This is a genomic window from Komagataeibacter xylinus (assembly GCF_009834365.1).
Classification (GTDB): domain Bacteria; phylum Pseudomonadota; class Alphaproteobacteria; order Acetobacterales; family Acetobacteraceae; genus Komagataeibacter; species Komagataeibacter xylinus_D.
Window position 1 is genome coordinate 127,526 of the sequence record NZ_CP041350.1, and the last position, 23,111, is coordinate 150,636.

Sequence of the window (23,111 nt, forward strand, 5' to 3'; positions counted from 1 at the left end):
GCCACGGCAAGGATTGACATTATTTTATATATCCACGATCAAGGATATATGGATACGGAATCAGCCTTGGCCGCGCTCAGCGCCCTGTCACAGTCCACGCGGCTGGATATCTTCCGCCTGCTGGTTCGCCATGAACCGGATGGCCTGCCCGCTGGAGATGTCGCACGCTGCCTCGATGTCCCGCAGAACACGATCTCGACTCACCTCGCGATCCTGACCCGTGCCGGGCTGCTGACCTCACAACGCCAGAGCCGCCTGATTGTCTATCGTGCCAGTCTGGACCGGCTACAGGACCTGATGCTCTTTCTCGTCAGGGATTGCTGTGCAGGCAGCCCTGAACTCTGCGCGCCTCTGGTCGCGAATCTGGGTTCCTGCTGTCCGTCTGGGGAACCTTGCCCATGACCACCACAATTTACCATAACCCGGCTTGCGGCACGTCGCGCAATGTGCTCGCACTGATCCGCAACAGCCATGCGGAACCCCGCATCATCGAGTATCTGAAAACGCCACCTAACCGCGCGGAACTGGTCGAGCTGATCGCCCATATGGGGGGGCCGGTCCGCGATCTGCTGCGGCGCAAGGACACGCCCTATGATGAACTCGGTCTTGATAATCCGGCCCTGACGGATGACGCGCTGATCGACGCCATGATCGCGCATCCGATCCTGATCAACCGACCCATCGTGGTTACCCCGCTAGGTATTGCGCTTTGCCGTCCATCCGAGAGGGTATTCGATATTCTTCCCACTCCGCGGCGCGGCGCACTTGCCAAGGAGGACGGTGAGACAATCGTGGATGTGCCCGGAAAGCGGATTGTCTGATGCTGGCCCTAGCCATTTTTATTGCAACGCTGGTCTTCGTCATCTGGCAGCCTCGGGGTCTCGGTATCGGCTGGAGCGCTATGACCGGTGCCGCCGTAGCGCTGGCGACGGGTGTGATCCACTGGCACGATATCCCTGTCGTCTGGCACATCGTCTGGGACGCCACCTTCACCTTTGTCGCGCTGATCATCATCTCGCTGCTTCTGGATGAGGCCGGGTTCTTCCACTGGGCGGCCCTGCATGTCGTGCGCTGGGGCAAAGGGCGAGGCCGGACGTTGTTTCCCCTGATCGTGCTGCTGGGAGCGGCCATAGCCGCGGTTTTCGCCAATGACGGCGCAGCCCTGCTGCTCACGCCCATCGTCATTGCCATCCTCACACAACTCCGCCTGAACCATGGCGCGGCGCTGGCCTTCATAATCGCGACCGGCTTTGTCGCGGATACCACCAGCCTGCCGCTGGTGATTTCCAATCTGGTGAACATCGTCAGCGCCAATTTCTTTGGCATTCCCTTTGACCGCTACGCCGCGATCATGGTCCCCGTCGATCTGGCCGCCCTTGGCGCGACACTTGCCGTGCTGTGGCTCTACTACCGGCGGCAGGTGCCCCAGACCTATCCCGTCACCGAACTGCCAGCACCCGCCATTGTCATTCGTGACCGGCATGTGTTCCGCGCGGCTTTTCCGCTGCTGGCCCTGGTGCTGGCGGCTTATTTCCTGACCGCGCCATTTCATATTCCGGTCTGTATCGTGGCTTGCCTGGCTGCCATTATCCTGCTGGCAGTCGCCGGATATGGAAAGGTCATTCCCGTCAGCCGCGTGCTGCGGGGCGCGCCGTGGCAGATCGTGTTCTTCTCGCTGGGGATGTATCTGGTGGTCTACGGGCTGCGTAATGCCGGACTGACCGATCACCTTGCGGCGGCACTGGTCTGGCTTGGCCATCAGGGTCCGTTCATCGCCACGCTTGGCACCGGCTTTCTGGCGGCGGTCCTGTCGTCGGTTATGAACAACATGCCCAGCGTTCTGGTCGGCGCGCTGGCGATCCAGCAGGCCCATGACATCGCGCCTCTGACCCGCGACCTGATGGTTTATGCCAACGTCATTGGCTGTGACCTCGGGCCGAAATTCACGCCGATCGGCAGTCTCGCCACCCTGCTGTGGCTGCATGTGCTGGCATCCAAAAACCATCGGATCACTTGGGGGCAATACATGACGGTGGGTCTGGTGATCACGCCACCCGTCCTGCTGGTCACACTTGCCGCACTGGCCTTGTGGCTGCCCCTGACCAGCCATCCCTGACAAGACCGAAGGATCTGACGGAACGATGTCCAAGCCGGAAATGCCCGCCCTGCACCCGGAGTATCTCGAACAGGTCGATCTCGCACGATTGGAACCGCAACCACGGGTTGACCACCCGCCACGCATCCTGCTGCTGTATGGCTCGCTGCGTCCTCGGTCCTTCAGCCGCCTGCTGGTGCTGGAGGCCGAACGCATCCTGAACGTACTGGGGGCCGAGACACGGGTATTCGACCCGACTGGCCTGCCGGTCGCGGATTCCGTACCCGTCACGCATCCAAAGGTTCAGGAACTGCGGGAACTCTCGATCTGGTGGGAAGGCCAGGTCTGGTGCAGCCCTGAACAGCATGGCACCATCACCGCTGTGTTCAAGAACCAGATCGACTGGCTTCCCCTCACGGAAGGTTCGATCCGACCCACACAGGGCCGCACGCTGGCTGTCATGCAGGTCTCCGGCGGGTCACAGAGCTTCAATTCCGTCAACGCCCTGCGGGTGCTGGGCCGATGGATGCGGATGTTCACCATCCCTAACCAGTCCAGCGTGCCGATGGCCTACACCCAGTTCGGTGACGACGACCGAATGAAACCGTCTCCCCTCTATGACCGCATGGTGGACGTCATGGAGGAACTGATGAAGTTCACCTGGCTGCTGCGGGACCGGGCCAACTACCTTGTCGATCGCTACAGCGAGCGCAGATCATCACACCGCCTGCCTGAAAAGCTGTGAGCCGGGAGAGGACAGAACCGTTCAATATGGTGATTACGGATGACGGTCATGCCGCGAGGTAGTGAGCCCGTGCGCTTCAGCCGACGCCAAAGCAGCAACGCTTAAGGGTTACCGGATCCCTGATTCCGTGATCTGGATTAATAAATCCCAATCTTCGTGCGGCCATCTTGTCGCTCTATCAAAGCTCTTGTAAAAACAAGAAGAAATACTTTGTCGCAAACATGGCGTTATGGAATATTTCCAATTGAGAATCTCCATAAACAGTAAAATTCGTCGCAATCCACAAGAAACCGTCAGGGTTCCTGTGGTCAACGCCCTACGGATATGAAAACAAACACCGTGCCCCGATTTCGCATATAGCTATCTTCTTGTACTGCTTTGACATGCCTGAGCATCATAGTCTGCTCGTGCCGTTAGCCACGGTCGTCCGAGATAACCTGGACAAAAGCAATAGTGGTGGTCACAGATATTGTACCAGCCCACCTGACCGATCCCACTACGAAAGGGGTTCACCCCATGTCACCCTTACCGTTGAGTTGCATCCTGCCTGAAGCTACCGCCTCTCGAAATGGGTGGGAAGGCAGCTGTTTTGATCATAGCCAGCCCTTGAAACAATGGAACCTTGCATGATGGCCGACACCTGCAAGGTTCTGATGATCTTCCCGCGCTTCAACGCCAATTCATTCTGGAACTATAAGGAGGCCTGTGACCTGGTCGGTGCACGCTACCCCGCCGCACCGCTCGGCCTGATTACCGTTGCGGCCCTGCTGCCCGAAAACTGGGAAATCCGGCTGGTCAACCGCAATACCGAACAACTGGATGATGCGGATTTCGCATGGGCCGATATCGTGATGACCGGCGGCATGCTGCCGCAGCGTAACGATGCCCTCCGCATTATCGAAATGTGCCGTGCCTGTGACAAACCGGTGGTGGTTGGCGGCCCCGATGTCACATCCAGCCCCGCACTTTACAGTGATGCGAATTTTCAGGTCCTGGGCGAAGCCGAGGAAATCATGGTCGATTTCATCGCCGCCTGGCGGCGCGGTGACCGGCAGGGCGTGTTCGAAGCGCCGATGGGCAAGACCGATGTCACCAAAAGCCCGCTGCCCCGCTTTGACCTGCTGAAGCTGGACCAGTACCTGCATGTTGGCGTCCAGTTTTCGCGCGGGTGTCCGTTCAGTTGCGAATTCTGTGATATTATCGAACTGTATGGCCGGGTGCCGCGTACCAAGACCAATGCACAGGTCATGGCCGAACTCGATGCCCTGTACGCCCTTGGCTATCGCGGGCATGTGGATTTTGTTGATGACAACCTGATTGGCAACAAGAAGGCGCTGAAGAAATTCCTGCCCGACCTGAAACGCTGGCAGGATGAGAAGAAATTTCCCTTCGAATTTTCGACCGAGGCCTCCATCAACCTCGCGGATGATCCCGACCTGCTGCGCAGCCTGTCGGATACGAATTTCTTTGCCATATTCGTCGGTATCGAAAGCCCGGATACGGACTCCCTCGTGCTGATGCAGAAAAAGCAGAACACACGGCGTAGCCTGCAGCAGAGCATCGAGACAATCCACAAGGCCGGGATTTTCGTCAATGCGGGCTTCATCGTGGGCTTCGACAGTGAAAAGGACAGCGTTGCGCCGCGCATGATCGAATGTATCGAGGATACGTCGATCCCGGTCTGCATGGTCGGCCTGCTTTATGCCCTGCCCACGACGCAGCTGACGCGCCGCCTGCTGGCGGAAGGCCGTCTTTTTTCCGGCAGCGAACAGACGCAGTCGGGTGACCAGTGTACGGCCGGGCTGAATTTCGAGACAAAGCGCCCGCGTCGCGACGTGCTGAACGATTACAGGACGGTGCTGGCGGCGATCTATGACCCGGTTGCCTATTTCGGCCGTGTCCGCAGGCTTGGCCGGATGCTCGGGCGCAAGCGCGCGCACCGGATAATAAAGGGCGACCTGCGCAGCTTTGTCCGGCTTATGTTCCGTATCCACCGCGCAGGACCGGGCACGGCTGGACAGTTCTGGCGCATGATGCTGGACTGTGCCCTGCATAACCCTAGAGCGCTGCCCTATGTGGTGATGACCAGCGCGCTATACCTGCATCTCGGCCCGTTTTCGCGGCAGGTCATTGCCGAGATCGACCGCGAGATCGCGGACGTGGATCAGGGCCGCTGGCAGACTCCGCCCGTTGTACGTCATGTCGAAGCAGAACTTGTGCCCGTCTAAACTGTGTTAAGGGGGGATGAAGGAGTGTACGTTATGTACAATAAAGTCTCTAGTACGTACTGCTTGTTAAAGCATATTTCGTATAAATTACGACATAACGAGGCCATTACACTTATTAAAGTGTATATTGAATTAATGAAAAGAATTATTCAATAAGTAATTTGTTTTTAAGTTTTTATTATACAATGTTATATTCGAAATATGAATTGTGTCTGGTATAATCATTATGATTCATGGTTGCCTATAATTATATTATTGGGGACCTTCCCTTTTGCATATGCTCAGCCGGTTCCCATCAGCGTATTGAGCGCAGGTGTGACTCCCCAACAGAATATTCCTGATCATATTGACCCGCATGCCCATCTATCGGGGAACTGGGGTGGCGTACGGGACTGGTTGCTGGCGCAGGGAATTGATATCCGTATATCCGATACCAATGAATTGTGGTCCAACCCCGTGGGGAGTGCGCAGGCGTCAAATAACTACATTGGCTCTACGGCAGTGGAAATGGTGACGGACCTGCACGCCCTGACCGGCCTGCCACTGGGAACATTCGACATCAGCGCCATGGAAATTCGGGGGCGGCCGTTCAGTAATGCTCCCCTGTATGTTTTCAACCAGACATCAAATATCGAAGCCGATGATAACGCGCGTCTGTACGAACTGTGGTACAGCCAGAAATTCATAGGGGAACGGCTGGCCTTCCGGATCGGAAAGCTGGATCTCGGCCATGATTTCATGGTCAGCAGTGTCGGGCTGAACTTCCTGAATGCTTCTTTTTCCTGGCCCATCTTGGCCGATAATGACCTGTATGACCAAGGACCGGTCTCACCCGTCACCACGCCAGCAATACGGTTACGCTATACCCTTTCCCGACAATGGAACTTTTTGTTTGCGGCTGCTGATGACAACCCTATCGGAGCCCCTTTCATTAACATGAAGGATCCATGGAACCAGAACCGCGACCCGAGTGGCACACGGTTCAATTTCAACACAGGCGCACTTTTCTTCGGAGAGGTCCATTACCGCAGACAAATATTCGGAAGACAGGGCTCATACAAACTTGGTGGCTACTTTGACACCGGACGCTTTCCCGACCAGTCTGATTTCAGAAAAAGCCACAAAACCAACTGGGCGATCTATGGCATCGTGGATCAGACGCTGCAGCATTTCGGGCGAAAAACGGAGCTTGACGCTTTTGTCCGGGGCAACTGGACAGGGGACACCGATCGCAACCAGATAGTCTATGCCATTGATGGCGGGATCGCCCTGAAGGGACCGTTTGGGCGTACAGACGACGTGCTGGGACTTGGAGCAGGTCTGGGAGCGGCCAGTCCCTATCTTGCCCAGGCAGACCGGCGCTCTGGCCTGCCTATGCAAGGCACGGAGTATCATCTGGAACTGACCTATCAGATCCAGGCCACACCGTGGTTCATGCTTCAGCCTGATATCCAGGGCATCGTGTCACCAAGTGGCGGTGTTCTCGATAGCAAGGGACAGCGTGTGCATGACGAAGCCATCTTCGGGTTGCACGGTAACGTGACATTCTGACCCCTGTAATCCTGTTTCCGGGCTTTTTGGGAAAACATGACCTGCTCTGGTTATCCCCGGCTTTCCATTCCAGTTACCGCTAGAAATTTACATTGGTATGCAACCCGAATACGGCTTCATTACCAATGCGGCGCGTCGGACAGGACGGGTCGCCCATACCGCCGGAAGGATTCAGCACGTACTGGAAATCAGGCTGCACGACCATCCATGGCGTGATCTGGGCCTGATAGGTCAGTTCAAAATGGTTTTCGTTTCCCTGAACCAGGGCACCGCGCGCGCGATCATATGCGCGCACGCTCGACGTGGCGCGACCGATACCCCAGCCCAGACCAAGTGAATCATTCATCCTGCCTGAAAAGGGCGCCTTGAGGTTCAGGCCAGCATCAATGGCAAAGCTTATGATATTGCGATCACCGCTATTCCCCGTCGCCCGGACAAACAGGCCCAGTGCACGCGATGCAGCAGGCGACGGACGCCAGATCAACTGGTCGATTATCCCGTAAACCAGCCAGTTTCCCCGGACCTGCCGCGGCGTGCCACCATAGGCATCAAGCGACTGGCCCTGCGTATTATACCGATAATCCGGGAAACGGGCGGTATCATAATATCCCCCAAGCTTATAAACGCCCGATAAGCCCGGATGACTAACCGCATGTGCGCTGTCGCCGGATTGGGGATTGAAGGCATACTGAATTTCGGTGATCAGTAGCGCGCCGGTTCCCATATTGAACTGCGTACCACTACCATCCCTTGTTGTCTGACTGGTAGGGTCCGCCGGGTTTCCGGTCACGCCAAAGACACTGCTATCCTGATTGCCCGACGGATTGTCATCTGCCGCTGCGAACATGACTGTATATTTTTCGCCGGGTCGGTAGCGCAACCGGATTGCAGGGGCAGCAAGGGGCCATGAAGGACCGCCAGCATAAAGATTGACCGATGGTCCCATTGGCCATCCGAAATTGGCATTGAGGTACAGAGACGCGTAATCGCTGATCAGGAATTCCGTATCGAGATCCTGCTGGCCGATCTTGATGTCCAGCGCGCCCCTGAGAAAGGACTGCTGGTACCAAAGTTCAAACAGACGGGTGGAGCGATCCGCCTCAAATCCGCTAATGGGATTGAAATCGGCCAGATGGTCCTGGGTGATGGACCGTCCCCGGATCTGCAGGGCACTGATGTTGAACGTCCCGCCTTTGAGCCCGATCATCTTTTCCAGGTCCGCCATCAGGGTCGGCATGGTAATGCCGATATAGGAAGGGCCCGTGCCCGATCCCCTGCCATCGCCGTTGGTACTGGCGATCCCGCCCGTAGCGTTGCCCCATAGCTCGTTGACATCCTGAATGCTCAACGTCATGCCGTAACGGGCCAGCCATGGACGCAGCCCCCCATATCCCCCAGCAGGCTCCCACCGGCAGACGGCATATCCTGGCTCTGGCTGGTCGCGATTGCGCCCGTTTGCCAGGAATCACGCGTGGTCGCCGGGTCGCTCTGGGCCAGGAGAGGAGCGGAGCGGCCCAGACGGGCCTGCCCATCCGCAATGGCGGTCTGGGCATGACCCGCGACGGAGATGAAACTGCCGACACTCCAGACGAAAATTCCCTCACATACGTGCCGGAACAATCCGGTAATGGAAACTGCCGGAATCCTGCGTGATGTCAGTTCGCACGGTCGCAAATGATTCTCATATGATCGCAAAAAAACGTCGTAATCCAGACCAGTATCATACACCCGGCCTTCTTTCCACAACATGATATTTTTGTTAAATACTCAATACGAATAAAAAAGGATTATAATATTATTTCGTACCTGTAATTTTACTTTACTCTCTCGTGAAAAATCCGCCTGAAGGCTGTTCTTATTTTTTCCATAGACGAAAACACATAGCGGAAAATAATTTATCTCCGCTGAAGCTTTTATGAGAAGCAGTTCAGACGTCGCACGTCGGTTACCTGCACAACATGGTCGTCTCCCTGCCTGGGAATACTGAATAGCAGACTGTTCCCTAAAAGTATCGGCTGCCCTACACTCCTCGTAGTGGCTGGTCTTCTGCCACAAGTCGATCCCCCGTAACCTGATTTCCCCTGTTCAGGTTCACGTCATGTTTGCGTGTTACAGGAACAGAAAGCATCGACATGCTGGCATGGACAGGGTCGGATGGCGGGAGGCCGGACACATATTATGAGATTGATAGTGCATTACGGATTGGCGATCCTGATGATGATCAGCATATCTGGCTGTGTAGCCCACGCCGAAACAGATACAGAAACAGATGGTATTTGCGAGACAGTGGAACAGGGTATCCGCCTGCATGTCGACGGCATGTACGGCGGATATCCCCATTCCGTCCTGCGTGATGCGGTGCTGGGGAGCATCGCCTGCCCGTCGGGAGACGCCGAACTACACGCTTTCCACGCCATCGCCACCCCACCGCCGCATATGCGCATTTCCGTTATGCGCCCTACGGGACAGGGACAGCAGGGATCGCTGTCCGTCATGCTGTTTTCGCAGGGACATTTCGTTATCGGCGAACGGATGTCCCTTTCTCCTTTCTCACGCACCCAGTCCCCTTTTTCAGTAAAGGCGGACATCAATCTCGCAACAGCGCGCCTATGGAGTGATCTGGCAAACCGGATCGCACAGGGAAAACCAGCCATTCCGTGATGCGCAGACGCGATCGGTCCGCCATTTGTAATCCGGTTTGCTGCGCCGCGCCGTAGCGTGCGCATCTTCTGCCAGGTTACGGACCGCATGCTCCTCACAGGTATAGCAGCGATAGATTGTCGACCCCACTGGTCGCCGTGACATGATCGAACAACCCCTTTGCCTGCTGTGGAGATATGGACCGCTCCACGTAGGAACAGTGTCCTTGGCATTGCCACCAACATAACCATGTAGATGGATCCCGGCCTGCAGCGGCATTTGTCGCCTGTCCGTTCAGGTTCGCGTCATGTTTGAACGATATGATCGTCCGGATGAACAACAGATCCAGCCTTTCCCCCGCGCGTTATGACGTACCGACGATCATTTTCCACTGGGGTTGCGCGGCCATTATCGTGCTGCAGTTCGCAACCGCGAATTTATGGGGGCTGTTCCAGAACCCGCTACATCATCAACTGGTGGTCACCCACCTGACGGCTGGCATGGTACTGAGCGTTCTGTTTCCCGCCCGCCTGCTGTGGCGACTGGGTTGGGGGCGGCATATCCGCGCCGCTGATCGCTGGCTTGATGCCGTGCTGGCGCGTAGCGTGGAATATAGCCTGTATGGACTGGTCTTTCTGGAAATCTTCCTCGGATATATGTGGCGGTGGGGCAACGGACAGGCCATGAGCTTCCTGTCTATTCAGTTCATGCCGCCTTTCGGCAAATTTTCAGCATCGACCATCAGCCTGCTGCACTGGCTGCACCAGTGGAACGGCTGGCTGATCATTGTGCTTGCCACGGGCCATGCACTGGCCGCGTGTTTTCATTACTTTATTCTCAGGGACGATGTTTTTCAGAGAATGCTAGGTACAGGGGATATATCCGATGAATATGGAAAGTAGAACACCGCCACGCCCCAAGGAGATCCACGCAACATCCCGACTGGGCTGGCTGCGGGCCGCTGTCCTGGGGGCTAATGATGGCATTCTGTCAACATCCAGCCTGATCATTGGCGTTGCCAGCGCCCACGCGACACAGGGAAGCATCCTGCTGGCAGGCATTTCCAGTCTGGTTGCCGGGGCCATGTCCATGGCCGCAGGGGAATATGTGTCCGTCAGTTCGCAGGCGGATTCAGAGAAGGCTGATCTCGCCCGCGAAAAAAAGGAGCTTGGTAGTAGCTGGGACGCCGAAGTGAGCGAACTGGCTGGCATATACCGTCAGCGCGGACTGGATGATATCCTGGCCCGCAAGGTTGCCCTCCAGCTCATGAAACATGATGCGCTGGGCGCCCATGCCCGTGATGAACTTGGTATTTCCGAGGCCACTGCGGCACGTCCGGTACAGGCAGCTTTGGCATCGGCGGGCGCGTTCTCCTCCGGAGCCATACTGCCCGTGCTGGCGGCCCTGCTGTCACCAGTCGGCGTGGTGTCGTGGAGTGTATCCGCCGTATCCCTGATTGGCCTGGCAGTGCTGGGAGTAGTGGGCGCGCGGGCAGGTGGAGCATCACCATGGCGTCCGGCAATGCGGGTCATATTCTGGGGCATCGTAGCGATGGCCATGACGGCTGCCATCGGCCGGATATTCGGAGTACAGACATGACGTATTGAATATTGCCATATATTAAATGAATTGAAGGATGTCATGAATATAATTCTTGTTATCGTTCTATCGAAAGCCGTTGTTTCAATATTTTGTATACGACTTGTCTTTTATTTATATCGCGACGAAAATAATATGAAATCCTACAGAAATAAATCTGGAGGGATCGAAGAACCGTTGGTTGATGCGCCTGGCTCGTGATTTCAGGGTTTTGGCGATTTGATTTACGGTTTTTGGGGTAGCTTTTGATCTGCGTTTTGAGCAGATCGGGGACTGCCCTCCCGCTGGATGACTACGCGCTCGCGTTCAACCTTTCGAGGAAGAGGAAGCGGCGCATGTTGTAGACGATATTGGCCAGCCCGATCCTCATGGTGGCCCGGGTGATACCGACAGTTCGGATGAACAATCCCGTCTGTGATTTCTGGTCGGCAAAGACGTGCTCGACGCGTGATCGGATCACGGACTTTCCAGCATTCGATTTCTGGATATGTCGGGGCATAGGCTTGAGATGCGGCTTTTTTCTGTGAACCTTTGAGACAAAACCCTCTTTGTCCATGAAGTCCTCATTCGCTTTCGAGCGATAAGCTGTATCAGCCCAAACGCTTGAGGCCGTATTGGTTTTATCTAACAGCCCCTCTCTCAATCGCGCACCATCACTGGCGGCGGCATCCGTCGTCTTCCATTTTCGGATGAACCGAAACTTCCGGTCGATGGAGATGTGGGATTTGTAGCCAAAGAACGGGATGGCGAGATCGCTCGACGGTATGGTTCCATCGTCCTGCCGCTTCGCCTTCGTGAACTTAAGTGTCCATCGTGCATGACGATCCTTGTGCGACATCTTTGCGGGCTTGTCCTGCCAGTCTTCTGGAATACGTCCCGCCCGGAGATCCGCTTTCTCCCCTTTGGTATTGCGCTGCTTTGGCGCTGCCACCAGCGTGGCATCCAGGATCTGGCCGGACATCGGCAGATACCCAGCGTTACGCAGGGTGGCGTCAAAGCGCTCGAACAGCTTCTGGATGGCGCCTGCCTCGGTCAGACGCTCGCGAAACAGCCAGACCGTTTTGGCATCGGGCACCCGGTCCGACAGTCCCAGACCGAGGAAACGCATGAAGGACAGGCGGTCGTTGATCAGATATTCCGTTCGCTCGTCGGAGAGATTGTTCAGCGTCTGGATGACCAGGATCTTGAACATCAGCACCGGATCGAACGGGGGACGGCCGCCTTTGCTCCTGTCTGAATAGGCCAGAGCCTTCTCCAGATCAGGGCGGAACGCCTCAAAATCCACAGTCCGGGAAAATGCCTCCAACTGATCGCCAAGCCCGCTTAACCGGGCAAGCCGCTCGTCAACATCAAAGAAACCCGGCTGCTTCATGAGCCATCCCCCCAATCATCACACAAGGTATGGAATCACAGCCACCAATTCAGAGCCAAGGGGTTTTTCGAACCCTCCATTTGGCTACTATGGTGACTCTGTAACCATGCAGGTTTAGGAAGCCTGTTTAGGTTATCCCGGCTTTGCGCTGATGAAAGATGCGACGCACTTAGGTCCTCTGTTCGTTTCATTCCTCGTATGGAGGCAGTGTCGCAAGACTGACATCCCCGGATAGACAGGGGCTTCGGACTGGGCAACCTCATGATACCCTTCCCTTGCGAAACAGTCGTATCAAACGGTTTAATGACTGCTATGGCGTTAATCATCACCGAAACTGGAGTTAAAGCAGTATAGCCTTGACCATATGCATCTTCCCCTGACCCTCTAAACCGTAACCGTTCTTGGCTATTCGGGCCTTGCTCCAACCATGCTGTGTTCATTGTCACCTTTCGATTTCAACTAATACCAACCGTTGATTGCTATAACCCATGAGCCCAATTGCGCAGTCCGATTGACATGATGCGCCATGGTTGATTGACGAGCTGGTTCCAGGCATGGCAGGCGATATCAACGATATCGTCATAGGTTCTGAAGATCCTGTTTGAGAGCCATGTATTGCGCAGGAACTGCCAGAGATTTTCCACCGGGTTCAGTTCAGGAGCCCGGGGAGGCAGCGGGAGAATGGTGATATTGTAGGGAACATCCAGCTTCTGACTGGTATGCCATGCGGCCTGATCCACAATGAGGACGGCGTGAGCGCCCTGCGCGACCGTGCGTGAAATCTCCGCGAGATGGAGCTGCATGCCATGCAGGTTGCAGACAGGGAGCACGAGGTCTGCGGCCGCTCCCTTTTCAGGACAGATGGCCCCGAAAATCCACGCGGATCTGGTGCGCAGGTCAGCAACGGCCCGGGGCCGGGTGCCCCGTTTCGCCCACCGTCGGGTCAGCTTCGTTTTCTGGCCGATCCGCGCCTCGTCAGACCACCAGATTTCGATATCTTTTCCGGGATGTCTGGACCTGATCGCCGCCATGACACCGGGGAACTCTTTTTAAAAATGTCCTGGGCTTCTGTATCCTGGCGATAGTGCCGTGGCCGGGCTGTCAGCAGGCGGAACCCCTCGCGGCGTATGATCTGACCCAGACGCGTTTCCGACAGGCTGACGCCATAGGTCTCATGCAGCCACCCGCAGAGATCACACAGTCGCCAGCGGACAACACCATGCACCGCAGGGATGGGTCTTTCTTCGAGCCGGGTTTTCAGGGCAGACAGCATCTCCTGTGTCAGGCGGGCTTTCTGTCCCCCGCCATGACGATCCACAAGGCCATCCGGGCCATCCGCATTGAAACGCAGCACCCAGTCACGGATACTCTGACGGTCTGTCCCCGCAAGCAGGGCCGCCTCGCCGCGCGAGGCGCCATCATAAATCGCCGCAAGCGCCAACAGGCGACGCGACTGACCCGCATGCCGGCTTCTGCGCGCAAGGCGTCGCAACTCCGAACTATCATGATCGTCACGCAGGGATAGAGGGCTGCCCATCCAGAATGCCTCCTTCAGAGAATGGTCTGCATCCTATGAATCACATTTTTAAACCGATGGGTACCCCGTGAGTCAGGCCAAACAATGGTTGGTATAAGGTTGGTGGGGACGGGAGTCGTCAGTTCTCCCGGCGTTTGAAACGCACTTTCGATTCAGCGCCGAACCGGCGCACTCAGGTACACCCCATGATCGCCAACCAGCATGAGACCTGCCGGTATCTTCGCACGGTCGACATCCGCACCGGTCGGATGGCGCGACGACACGCCAGCCTTGAGAAAGGCCGGGTCAACAAGCTGATCATAGGTAGGGGAATGTTCGCTCGTGGCTTGCGCATGAGCGAGAAGACGCGCCACCAGGGCGTGGTCAAAATGAAGTTTCATTGCAGTATTCCTTCGTGTGACCCCCTTGCGAGGACACAAAAAAGGCGGAACACCGAAGTATCCCGCCTTAAGAAATAAGAACTGGCGCCTCTGGCCCGAGGGACGCCCGATGCCGTTGCCGGTCATTCATCTTCATCGTCATCAAAGAAACGAAGCGAGGCATCGACCGGGCCGTCCGCATCAAACAGGACGTAATCACAGTCGTGATTCCGGGCCAGGGCAAGAATGGCCCGCAGTGACCGCGACCCCGGCCAATCATGGGAGTATGGATCCAGCGGGACATGGACAAACCATCCGTGCGGGCCGGACAGGCAGGTCAGCCCAAAGGAGCCACCTGACCTTGCATATCTCTCAAGGTGTCCACGGTCCGACAGGGGGAGGTGGCCGGTGCTCAGGTCGAGGAATTTCCGGATCTGGAACGGCGCTAACATCGGGTTTCTCCCTGCTGGAGGATGAGGCGGGTCAGACCGGCCCGGCGCTCTCGCCGAATGCACCAGCGGGCAGGACCCATTGTTCGGGGGATGTGAGGACACGGCCACGCCAGCGGTGGCAGAGCGCGCGGCGCACCAGATCCGGGTGCCGGCGCACGGGGCCGTAAACCGTGCCGCCATTGGCCAGCGTGCCGAGGTCCCGGTCGCGTCGGATGGTGCAGCCAAATGCGCGTTCCCACTCACACAGCCGGGCGAACCGATCCGGGTCCACGTGCCGCAGCGTTGCAGCCTGATCAGCAGACATGAATACACATGTCAGGCAGGACAGACGGCCAAACCCGAGCTGATAGGGAAGCGGCGGGATCACGCCATGCCGACGCAGGATCTGCCAGACAGCCGCTTCACTCCAGGCATGTACCGGCCGCCAGTGATCGATATGCCGTCGGATCCGACCATCACGACAGTCTGCCCGGTGCCGCTCAAAGACAGCGTAACGGGCACGGTTCGCGGATTCCGCCGCGCGTTCTCCGGTTACAAACAGGGTCCGGGCATGACTGAAGCGCGCCTGGTTCCGCAGGGCGCCAGCCGCCTCGGCGTCCGTCGCCGTGACCCTGAAATCGCCGGCATCGGCTTCAAACAGGCGCTCAACCAGCGTGACACGAAAATCAGGCATTGCCGTCCTCCCTTACCAGGACAAATTCGCTCAGTGTCTTGGCTTCCCGCCATGGGCAGTGGCACACCATCACGTCCTTTCCGCAGATTTCGGCGACAGACCCACTTTCTCTCAGCCGGGCCAGCTCGGCCGACGTGACTCTGGGAACCGCCGTGAAAGCGGAAAATTCGACGACTGCCGCCTCCACGCTCTCATAGGGTCCCCGCCATCGGCGGGCCGCGGGCGGATAGATTTCAGGCGTCCGGATCAGAACCCCACCATCCGGGTGGAAACCCAGTTCAACCACATACCTGCCGATCAGACGCTTTTCCGTCACGTATTCATGGGTCATCACGGTTCTCCTTCGCCGACGCAGGTGAACGCGTAACCTGACGTTCTGGCTAAGCCCGGTTGGGGCGCATCGCAGAATTTCGCGGTCGACGTCCTGCCTGAGGCAGTTGCTGGCTCACCGCCCGACGTCACCATGGGGCGACGGGCCGTGAGCCAGAGCCTTACGGCGGCAACAGCCTCGCTCAGCTGAAACCTACAAACTCAACATGCGTCCTGAGGAATTCTTCAGGTGTCTGCGATGGCGGCGCCAGGCTTTCCGCCCTGCCGTGCGGCACGTCATCCTCCTGATCTGCCGCCAGGTCTGGGGATGCACCAGCCACTTCATCGAGCTCAATGCCCGACGCGGCAGGATCATCGGTTCCCGGGCTATCCGCCAGCGCACCAGCATCCGCGTCGTCTTCCAACTCGGTATCGTCGTCATGCGCCAAGTCCCCATCATCGTCATCCGCTCCGGATGGCGGGACGAGTCCTTCCGCGAAGGTGGCGTTCAGCGCTGCGACATCGACCTGGAAACGCGCTGCAGGATGCACCCAGATCCCCTGCCCGACATGGTCCATCAGGGCGCGGCGCATTTCCTTGCCGGTATTGCGCGGCAGGATGCCTTCCGCCTTTATGGCCTTCGTGATGCCGGGCTTGCTGAGCGTTTTCAGGAAGTCTTCATCCGCCATGGCGGGCAGATGGTCGTCCGCTTTCACGATATGGCCGACCAGGACACCCCAGTCGCCGCTATTCGTCGCGTTCTTCTCGCAGGACAGAACGGCTTTGAGCACGTCGACAGCAGCGCCACGCAGGAGCGCCTCGTCCAGCGCCATCTCGCCATCCTGGAACAGTCCGGCGGCGGCCACGAGCCGGCGTGACGGACGGCGCTGCGGGTAGTGTGCGTTGGAATCCCCATCCACCCGGACATTCTGCGCATTGAGGGCCGCGATCATCAGCCCGACCAGGACCCATGGATCGGCAGAGCCCCGCATGCCGTCCAATGCGGCATGCAGCGCCTGGGTGCGGAAACTGCCGATCATGTCAAAACCGCGCCCCGAAATATCGGGCCGTTCCCTCGGCCCTTCTGGCAGGGCTTCAATGACGGCGGATGGCGTCACGCGACCTGCCGCCTCGCTGCCCGGCAGGACGCACCAACCCTCGCGAACCTTGAGGCGATGATCAAGCCAGAAGAATTTCGTGGCGCCCTCGCGCTGCCAGTAGATCCGGACCATGCCGGGTTCGAAAACCGGCTCGCCGTTCTCGTCGCTCTGCACGATCAGTGCGTCTTCAGGCGTGTTCTGACCCAGCCACTGGCGCTGCGCCTTCTCATAGGCGAAGCCGTCATCGGTATAACGACCGTCCTTCCCGGCTTCACCGAACAGATCTTCCTGCCAGGCGATCCGGCAGCTTTTTGCAATGGCGTCATCGAACGAGGCCTCGTTTGCATAAAAACGGTCCTGCCGCAGGGCAGATGCAATCCGGTCCCAATCGGGGATGGCAGCACCGGGTTCCCAATTTCCGTCGGGCAGTTGCTCGCCCTCATCTTCGCAGGCTTCGACATCCTCGGGCGGCGACGAGCCAACCAGAAACCCGAAATGGCCCCAGACCTGTTCCTGCAGCGCGGTGGACGCAAGGGCGATACTCGCCAGTTCACGATTGCCGGGACCTTTGCCCGCCTCGATCCACGCCAGAATCTCGGGCAGGATGGCAGACAGGCGGCCGATCTGCTTCAGCTGCACCGGTGTGAGCATCAGCGCCTTGCAGATCGCGGTGTCATTCCACTTTTTTTCCTCCCGAAGCCTGGCGACAACCCGCCACTGTTCAACCTGGGTCATGGGCTGACGGATCATGTTCTCCGACGCGGCACGCATCCGGTCCAGTTCCACATCATCGCCTGCCACCGTCACCTGAATGGTTTTCAGGCCGGCCTTGACCGCGGCACGCCGGCGGCGATGCCCCGCAACGATCATCAGGCCGCCCGGGGTTTCGCGGACCAGAGGCGGGTGGATGATCCCGACGGCCTTGACGTTCAGCGCCAGCTGGCGCTCTTCCGCCTCGTTGGGAGCGGATTTCCGCGGGTTTTCGGGGTTGTCGAGCAGGGTTTTCGGATCAACTTCGCGCAGTTCCATGGTTTTTACTCCGTGTTCTCAGGACGCCTTTCCTGATGCACTCCGGCGGCCAGCACCGGGCTGGCGGGGCAAGGGCGCCGCGCAGCGGCGGCACCGGACCCGCGCGCAGGCGGCGCAGACGCCGAGCACGGGGAGGCGCCACCCCTTGCGGCGCCTGGCCGGAGATGGCAGCCCTTCTCAGGCTGCCATCTCTTCTTCCTTCTCCCTGTCCTCGGTGTCGTCATGCGCCGGGTCTTCATCGGTCGCGGTCGCCGCCAGATCGTCTTCCAGCGCTTTCAGCTCAGCGCGCTTTTCATCAAGCATCGCCTGTTCCGCGAACGGCAGGCCCAGACGGGCGCGGTAGGATGGCAGGCGATGCTGCGCTTCCTCCCGCATCCGGATTGCGTCACGGAGCGCATCATCGATCCGAAGCAGCGCATGTTCGAGCCGCGAGGTCAGCCCAAGGCCCTTCGTGTCGTCCTCGACGGCGATTTCAATGCGGCCTGAGCGCGCTTCCACAAACAGCGTCACGTCGACCGCGCGCTTTTCGCCGCGCATACGACGGCCTTGCCCTGCTTCACACATGACGGCGAACCCACCGATGCGTCCGAGGTTCCAGATCCCTGCCTCACCGTTCTTCGCGGCCAGGCGGACCTGGGACAGGAGCCATGACCCGGCCTTCTCGCGCTCGCTGACGTCCCCCTTGTCCCGACGCAATACGAACGCATCCCCCTTCGTGGGCTGACGGCTGGCAATATCCGCCTCGATAAGCGGGATCTGGCGCTCCGCGCCCGCAATCTCACGCTCGGCCCGGTCGATGGCACGTTTTACGGCGAACTGGTCGTCATAATGGGCGGCCGCGAGTCTCTCGAGCCGCGCAAGATCGGCCTCCAGCCCGGCTTTGTGCATCAGCCGGGCATCGCCTGAGGCGAGCGCCTTGGCCATGGCGAACTGGTTTCCCCCTTCCCCGCCAATGTCCTCAATCCGGCGGATGGAACGGTCACCTGACATCGCAAGGCCAATAAAGCGCTGCTTGCGTTCGAGGAGCTGCCAGTTGGTCGCGTCAACGGAACCCTGCTGGGCATAGGCGTAGAGTTCGATTTCCGCGTGCTGGTTGCCCTGCCGCTCGATGCGTCCCTCGCGCTGGATGATGTCGGAGACCAGCCACGGCACGTCGAGATGGTGCAGGGCCTTGAGGCGCTGCTGGGCGTTGACGCCGGTGCCCATGGTCGCCGTCGAGCCGATCAGGATCCGCTTGCGGCCGGCATTGAGATCACCGAACAGCTTCTGCTTCGCCGCACTCTTCCTGTAGTGCTGCATGAATGCGATTTCCGCGCGCGGCACGCCCAGGCGGATCAGTTCATCACGGATCCACGTATAGGCGGAAAAACCGCGTGTCTCCATCGCGCTCTCGGTGCCCAGATCCGAAAAGATCATCTGCACCGCCCCCGGCAGGTCGTACGGCCGACCGGTTTCAGGATCGCTGTAACGGCTTTCCGATGTCTCCTGCCAGATCCGGAACACGTTCCCGATCATCAGGTTCAGCTTCGATGTGTCGTCATGCGCGGCGAGAGGGGCGACGAAGCGCAGGTCGATCGCGGCATGACGGGCATCGGTGATGACGGACAGGAGGATGTCATCGCCCTTCTGGGGACGCCCCTGGCGTGCTTCGATAGCGTTGATGCGGGCCGCCAGCATCTTCTGGTAGGCCCTGAAGTTATCGTTTGTCGGCGCGACAATAATCTCGCGACGCCCGCCCCGGATCGCAGGCAGTTTCACGTACTGGCGCAGGTCATCGTGCTGCACGACATCCGCGAAGTCGCGATACATCGCCATGAGGTCGGCGACGTTGACGAACTCGGTGAAGCGCGTGACCGGCTTGTAAAGCCCGCTTGGCTGCAGTTCCAGTTCGGTACGGGTTTCGCCGAAATTGGCTGCCCAGGCATCGAATTCATGCAGGTAGCGCTTCTGCAGCGCCTCAAGATCCATATACCGGCTGACCGTCCACATTTCGGCCAGCGTATTGGTGATCGGGGAGCCGGACGCCATGATCAGCGGGCGTTCCGGATTTTTTGCCGCCAGGTAGCGCGTCTTCACGAAGAGATCCCAGGCCCGCTGCGAGCCGTTCGGATCGACCCCCTTGAGGTCGGACTGGTTGGTTGCAAAGCTCAGCTTCCGGAACTGCTGCGCTTCATCGACGAGGATCTGGTCGATGCCAATCTCTCCCAGATGCACGAGATCGTCCTTTCGAGCGGCAAGGCCTTCCAGCTTCGCCTGCATCTTCTCCTTCATGCTCTCGACCCGCTTGCGCGACAGGCGGTCGGCCGCGTCGACGCTTTCCAGCACGTCCTCGTAAGACGCGATCTGCGCCTCGATCATCTGGCGCTCGAAATCCCCCTCCACCGGGATGAACCTGAATGCATCATGCGTGATGATGATCGCATCCCAGTTTCCGGTCGCGGCCCGGGCGAGGAACCGCTGGCGCTTTGCCTTCACGAAGTTCGTCTCGTCGGCGACAAGGATCCGCGCGGTCGGGTAGAGCATGAGGAATTCGCGGGCCATCTGGGCGAGGCAGTGACCAGGGACGGCAATCATCGCCTTGCTGACCAGGCCAAGCCGCTTCTGCTCCATGACGGCCGCAACCATCGAGAAGGTCTTTCCCGAACCGACCGCGTGCGCGATATACGTGCCGCCCGCGGCGATGATCCGCCAGATGACCCGTTTCTGGTGGGGGCGCAGGCTGATCGTGGTGCTTGCACCGGACAGGCGCAGATGGGAGCCATCAAACGCGCGAGCCACGAGGTTGTTGTAGGTGTCGTTATACAGCCTGACCAGCCGCTCGGCCCGATCGCCATCCTGCCAGACCCATGTCTCGAACGCACGCCTGATCGCCGCCAGTTTTTCCTTTGCGGCTTCGGTCTCCTGTGTGTTCAGTTCGCGGTGCTCATTGCCATCGCCATCCCGCCAGACATCCCATATTTTTGGCGATGCCTGCGTCAGGGCATCTTCCAGCAGTTCGCCGGCATGTCGCCGTTCCGTTCCCCAGACTGACGTAGCCTCGGCCTTGCCCATGAACGCCCGTTTCTCCACGGTCCAGCAGGCGACCGCGGGCGCGTGATAGATGACCGTTTCGACCCCGAGCACCTCGGCGGTAAAGGCGATGATGTCGCTGACCGGCAACCACGGAGCGCCAAGGCGCGCGGTGATCTCAGACGGACGTAGATCGGCTGGCTGGACGGCTTCCAGCGCCGTGACGTTCCGGGCGTAGCGCCCATCGATCCGGGCCGCGTCGCGTGCCTCTTCCAGCTTGGTCCGCACGGCGCCGGAGAGCATTTCATCAGCCGTGACCCAGACATCGCGACCGTCCACACTCCGTACCGGATCGAGATAGACCGTATCCCCCAGTGCGGCCGCGACCTCAGCTTCGGACTTTCCCATGAGTTCCGCGATCCGCGGCATTTCCACGCCGCCTGTTTCATGCAGGCAGACGGCCAGGGCGTCGTGGGCGGAATGGATCTGGGGTTCGACAGGCGCATGAATGACCCGCTCCGAGAAAATTGGTCCCATCCGGCCTTTCTGTGTCGCCTCGTCGTATTCCTCGATGGACGAGACCAGCCAGACGTCGGGATCATCGTAAAATGGCGTGAGGTTTGGCCGCCGCTGGGTTTCGTTTTCGACCCCGGTTTCCGGATCGATCCTGACCGTCACATTCATCAGGTTGATCGGGCCGAACTGTCGGACAAAGCTGAAATAGGCACGCTTCAGATCACCCTGCAGGCGTCCGTAGGGCAGGTTCTCCAGCTGCGCCCGCAGGACTGCGCGTGCCGCATCCCGGACGGGTATCAGCGCGGTAATGATCCGGGCATGCTTCTGGAAGATGCCGTCCTTCTGATCCCCTTCCTGATGGCGACCGTCACAGCCTGTCCATCGCAGATCTGCTGCAGCACGCCTTTCGTGACGAAGTAGGAGCCCTCTTTCAGCTGGGCGCCATCGGCAGCCGTGCCGACCAGCACACCGGCTCCTGCCGGCCGGACAATGCGCTGGTCCAGGGGTTCCGGAAAGCGCACGTCCTGCCCGATCCGGCTCAGGGCCTCGGGCAACATTACATCGATCCTGAAGCCGTCAGTCGCGTTGCACGTGTAGTCGGGACCGAACTGGGTGGTGGTCCAGCCGTGGCGACCGAGCACCTGCTCCGGATGGTCGAGGAAGTAGCGATTGACGAGGAGCGGACCGTTACCCTGGTCGCTATCCGCAAGGGGGTCGGTCTCCAGCCAGGTCTCATCGTCGACCATGTCGCCGATCATGCGCTTGCGGAACACCACCACGTCCGTGCCGGCATCATCGCGCATCGCCCCGGCCGGAAGCCGGACCGCCCCCACGAGGTCAGCCATCTCGGCGATGGTCCGGCGCGCGGTGCTGTCCGTCTTGTCCAGCGTATGGCGGGACGTCACGAAAACTGCGATGCCGCCCGGGCGGAGTGCTTCGATGGATCGGGCGATGAAAAAGTCATGCAGGCTCAGGCCAAGCGGCCCCAGGCCTTCCGGGCCACGCACGGTGCGATTGGAAAAGGGTGGATTACCGATCGCAAGGTCATACCCGTCTGCGAGCTTCGCTGTCGTGAAATCTTCGCTGCGGATCCACTGGTTCGGATAGAGCCTGTGCGCAATCCTTGCCGTAATCGGATCATTCTCGATCCCGGTAAAGGCGATGCGTCCCTCGAGCCTTTCCGGTCGGGCCGCGATGAAAAGACCGGTCCCACAGCCGGGTTCAAGCACGGAACCGCCTCTGAAGCCCATCTGCAGCACTTTGTTCCAGAGTGCGTGCACGATCAGTTCAGGGGTAAAATGCGCATATTGTGTCGCGCGTTTCAGTCCTGCCCTTTCAACGTCTGTTGTGGAGGCATGGATCGCTTCGCCAATTTCTTCCCAGCCTGGGCGGGCGCTATCGCTTCCGGACGGAAACAGGTTGTTCGCCAGTTCTCCTGCTCCAAAGCCAATGAAGCGTGACAGGATGATCTGTTCGGGGGAAGAGGCGTTTCGGTCTGCTTCTTCAATCTCCTTGAGCAGCGCGATAGCCAGTGCATTGTCACGAGCCCGCTGTTTCCAGGTGTCAGCGAGGCCTCGGTCGGCCACCATATGAAAGTCGATCTTGGGAAGGGCCATCGCGGCCGGCAAGACAGGGGGCGAGCCATCTTCGCCTTCAAGTTCGCCCCAGAAAAGGTCGTTCTGGGTTTCTGCGAGAGCGGTTGTGCCGAAGAGGTTGAGCTGGAACGACATGGCCGTGCTCCGTACAAACGCCGGCGCCCGGTGCTGCTTCTGCAGGCCGGGATGTTTCCGGGTCAGGTTTTCGGGATGTCAGGAACGGGCGTGCTAGTCAGGTTGTGTCGCCTGATTACTCTTTCCTTCAGCTCTCATTGCAACCGGGTCGGGCGGTGCGGGGCAAG

At 58.9% G+C, this 23,111-nt stretch carries 14 protein-coding genes and 4 pseudogenes; 9 read left to right on the top strand and 9 right to left on the bottom strand.

The features are described from left to right. The first annotated feature begins 48 nt into the window (after positions 1-48). The 6 genes from FMA36_RS18595 to FMA36_RS18620 all read left to right on the top strand — a co-directional run bounded on the left by FMA36_RS18595 (position 49) and on the right by FMA36_RS18620 (position 6,619). Positions 49-402, top strand: coding sequence for an ArsR/SmtB family transcription factor (locus FMA36_RS18595; RefSeq protein ID WP_010516672.1), 354 nt, complete (start codon positions 49-51; stop codon positions 400-402). After that, on the top strand, positions 399-821 hold the full coding sequence (gene arsC / locus FMA36_RS18600) for an arsenate reductase (glutaredoxin) (protein WP_010516670.1): 423 nt from the start codon (positions 399-401) through the stop codon (positions 819-821). The genes FMA36_RS18595 and arsC overlap by 4 nt, the downstream gene beginning before the upstream one ends. Next, entirely contained in the window at positions 821-2,116 is a 1,296-nt protein-coding gene (locus FMA36_RS18605; protein WP_159264410.1) for an arsenic transporter, read from the top strand. The genes arsC and FMA36_RS18605 overlap by 1 nt, the downstream gene beginning before the upstream one ends. 25 nt (positions 2,117-2,141) lie before the next feature. Then, on the top strand, positions 2,142-2,840 hold the full coding sequence (gene arsH, locus FMA36_RS18610) for an arsenical resistance protein ArsH (RefSeq protein WP_159264412.1): 699 nt from the start codon (positions 2,142-2,144) through the stop codon (positions 2,838-2,840). Positions 2,841-3,466: 626 nt separating this feature from the next. Continuing rightward, positions 3,467-5,068 carry a B12-binding domain-containing radical SAM protein gene (locus FMA36_RS18615; RefSeq protein ID WP_206065360.1) on the top strand — a complete coding sequence of 534 codons (1,602 nt, stop codon included), beginning with the start codon at positions 3,467-3,469 and terminating at the stop codon, positions 5,066-5,068. A 303-nt stretch (positions 5,069-5,371) separates the two neighbouring features. Next, a complete protein-coding gene (locus FMA36_RS18620) occupies positions 5,372-6,619 on the top strand; it encodes a carbohydrate porin (RefSeq protein WP_240906628.1) in 1,248 nt (415 codons plus the stop codon). A 79-nt stretch (positions 6,620-6,698) separates the two neighbouring features. Here FMA36_RS18620 and FMA36_RS18625 read toward each other — a convergent pair. Continuing rightward, positions 6,699-8,239 (bottom strand): annotated as a pseudogene (locus tag FMA36_RS18625) (carbohydrate porin). A gap of 558 nt (positions 8,240-8,797) precedes the next feature. Here FMA36_RS18625 and FMA36_RS18630 point away from each other — a divergent pair. The 3 genes from FMA36_RS18630 (at position 8,798) to FMA36_RS18640 (ending at position 10,858) form a co-directional block, all read left to right on the top strand. Next, complete coding sequence (locus FMA36_RS18630; protein ID WP_129551082.1) at positions 8,798-9,280, top strand: hypothetical protein; 483 nt, start codon at positions 8,798-8,800, stop codon at positions 9,278-9,280. Between the two features lie 311 nt (positions 9,281-9,591). Next, entirely contained in the window at positions 9,592-10,161 is a 570-nt protein-coding gene (locus tag FMA36_RS18635) for a cytochrome b (protein WP_240906629.1), read from the top strand. Continuing rightward, complete coding sequence (locus tag FMA36_RS18640; RefSeq protein WP_159264459.1) at positions 10,151-10,858, top strand: VIT1/CCC1 transporter family protein; 708 nt, start codon at positions 10,151-10,153, stop codon at positions 10,856-10,858. The genes FMA36_RS18635 and FMA36_RS18640 overlap by 11 nt, the downstream gene beginning before the upstream one ends. A gap of 292 nt (positions 10,859-11,150) precedes the next feature. On the opposite strand, the gene FMA36_RS18645 is transcribed toward FMA36_RS18640, so the two are convergent. The 8 genes and pseudogenes from FMA36_RS18645 to FMA36_RS18680 form a co-directional block, all read right to left on the bottom strand. After that, positions 11,151-12,230: an IS5 family transposase gene (locus tag FMA36_RS18645; protein ID WP_010516652.1), complete on the bottom strand. Its 1,080-nt coding sequence runs from the start codon at positions 12,228-12,230 to the stop codon at positions 11,151-11,153. Positions 12,231-12,709: 479 nt separating this feature from the next. Then, a protein-coding gene (locus FMA36_RS18650; RefSeq protein WP_159264414.1) for an IS630 family transposase occupies positions 12,710-13,767 on the bottom strand; the annotation gives its coding sequence in 2 pieces (ribosomal slippage) (positions 12,710-13,263 and positions 13,263-13,767; 1,059 coding nt in all). Between the two features lie 173 nt (positions 13,768-13,940). After that, positions 13,941-14,147, bottom strand: a pseudogene (locus FMA36_RS18655) (DUF3085 domain-containing protein); the annotation flags it as partial. A 122-nt stretch (positions 14,148-14,269) separates the two neighbouring features. Then, positions 14,270-14,578 (bottom strand): DUF5983 family protein, encoded by a 309-nt coding sequence (locus FMA36_RS18660; protein ID WP_010515656.1) that lies wholly within the window; start codon positions 14,576-14,578, stop codon positions 14,270-14,272. Between the two features lie 31 nt (positions 14,579-14,609). Beyond that, a pseudogene (locus tag FMA36_RS18665) lies at positions 14,610-15,167 on the bottom strand (phosphoadenosine phosphosulfate reductase domain-containing protein); the annotation flags it as partial. Positions 15,168-15,243: 76 nt separating this feature from the next. Beyond that, positions 15,244-15,582, bottom strand: coding sequence for a hypothetical protein (locus FMA36_RS18670; protein ID WP_054206975.1), 339 nt, complete (start codon positions 15,580-15,582; stop codon positions 15,244-15,246). Between the two features lie 181 nt (positions 15,583-15,763). Continuing rightward, positions 15,764-17,689: a ParB/RepB/Spo0J family partition protein gene (locus FMA36_RS18675; RefSeq protein ID WP_159264417.1), complete on the bottom strand. Its 1,926-nt coding sequence runs from the start codon at positions 17,687-17,689 to the stop codon at positions 15,764-15,766. 177 nt (positions 17,690-17,866) lie between these two features. Then, positions 17,867-22,944 (bottom strand): annotated as a pseudogene (locus FMA36_RS18680) (lactate dehydrogenase). Positions 22,945-23,111: the final 167 nt, after the last annotated feature.